2 protein-coding genes are annotated in these 1,921 nt (G+C 40.3%); one reads left to right on the top strand and one right to left on the bottom strand.

The features are described from left to right. Window positions 1-294: 294 nt before the first annotated feature. A complete protein-coding gene (locus tag NTU69_10460) occupies window positions 295-855 on the bottom strand; it encodes a DUF1003 domain-containing protein (GenBank protein MCX5803932.1) in 561 nt (186 codons plus the stop codon). Between the two features lie 423 nt (window positions 856-1,278). Between NTU69_10460 and NTU69_10465 the strand changes: the two genes are divergently transcribed. Beyond that, entirely contained in the window at window positions 1,279-1,848 is a 570-nt protein-coding gene (locus NTU69_10465; GenBank protein ID MCX5803933.1) for an epoxyqueuosine reductase QueH, read from the top strand. Window positions 1,849-1,921: the final 73 nt, after the last annotated feature.

Here is a 1,921-nt window from a genome sequence, read left to right on the forward strand (position 1 = left end):
GGTCAGTGGGTAGACGGTAAATGGATTCCTTCTCACAAAACCTGGGTTCCAGTAAATCCTTAGTCAGACGCTATAGTATGATTGTTGATTACAGTGCACTATTCACTGCAATACAAAGCTATAAAGTTCAAACTTCAGAAATCAACAAATCGTTATTTGCTACACCTACGAAGCAAGCATAGGACGTGCAATAGGGGTGTGCGGATTACGGAATAAAATAGAGCATAACGACTGAGCCAAGGGGCACGGCGGTTTTTTGCCGCGTCCCTCTTGAGCGACTCGTTAGACAACGGTTCACTGATTTTTCTTTGGGTCTTTAATTAATTGACTTAGAAGCCTGAGTTGTTCCTGTTGAATTGAAATAAGTTCACTCCATTGCTTCTCCCTCAGTAAATCTATTTTCTCATGAAGCGTCATTATTTCAAGCTCCGCCTTCAAGTTGACTTCGTAATCATGTTCCGCACTTAAGCGATCCTTATAGGCCTGGCGGTTTTGAGACATCAAGATTATCGGAGCTTGAATGGCGGCAAGCATAGATAAAAACAGATTCAGCAGAATGTACGGATATGGATCGAATGACTCACGGTACGTGATTAGAACAAACGAATTCAGGAGAACCCAAATAACCAGGACAACCGCAAAGATCGATATAAAGGTCCAGGAGCCTCCAAAGGCAGCGACCTTGTCAGCAAGCCTCTGGCCAAAAGTCTGTTGCTCAGAAAAGTCTTGAGCGACATTTCTCGAAATATGGGTTCTCTCGGCGAGATGACGAGCAACTTTCTTTTCTCGCTCACCAAGTTGCTCATATTTCGTGCGAAAAAGCTTTTCTGATATTTCGTCTACTTTCTGATTCATCGTGTTATCCTTTGGATTGTGGTCTAACAATTAATATATCAACTTGTCTTTTTCTAAATACTACAACCACCAACAAAAAAATAGCAAGGGCTTTTTTTTGCATCTCTGAAAGATGGTCACAGACTTATTTTTACTCAGATGGTTTTTGCTGATATTGCATGGTAAAAACCAATGTACTTTTTTTGTGAAGTAATTGGCAAAGCGATTGCAACAAATTTGGTACGTGATCAATAAATAGCTACGAGAGCATGTTGTATCGTGTCCCGACAACTCAAACACGATTACCAAGTGAAAGAGTATGCTTTTTTAAATTTCTCAGTTTATTGCTTTCAGGAAGAAACTGTTTAGCCCTATTCAATAGGGTCTTCTTGCGAAGTATGTAAAAATGGAAAAAAGATTATGGAGATGCTAAAATTGTGAAAGATGGCAAAAAATACTGAGAAACAACATGATATGAAGGGCTTGAAAGTTCTTTTGCATATATGCTGTGCGCCGTGTAGCATATATACATTAAGGGAACTAAGAAAAGAAGGTGCTGAAGTGTCGGGGTATTTCTATAATCCTAACATACATCCCTATACAGAATTCCTGAAAAGGCTTGAGACACTGGAAAATTATGCAAAGATTTCTCTTATACCCTTAACTGTCGATAAAACGTATGAGCTGGAAACTTTTCTGAAAGGCGCTCTCGAATACGGAAAGGACAGGTGCCTTTTCTGCTACAGGATGAGGCTGGAAAAGACATTTCAGAAGGCGATAGAATCACGTGCTGATGGAGTTAGCACAACGCTTCTTTACAGCAAGTACCAGAGACACGATGACATAAAAGGTGTGGGGGAGGAATTATCCAAAAAATATAATGTGCCTTTTCTCTATAAGGATTTCAGAGCGGGGTGGAAGGAAGGTGTTGAGGAATCTAAGAGACTGAACATGTACAGGCAGCAGTACTGCGGATGTATATTCAGTGAAAAGGAACGGTTTAAGGGGGGATAATGCCGGGGATTGGAAAGATGTTTATTATTCTCGGTATAATACTTATCGTTGTCGGAATAGCCTTTATGTTCGG

It is taken from the genome of Pseudomonadota bacterium, assembly GCA_026388215.1.
GTDB lineage: Bacteria > Desulfobacterota > Syntrophorhabdia > Syntrophorhabdales > Syntrophorhabdaceae > JAPLKF01.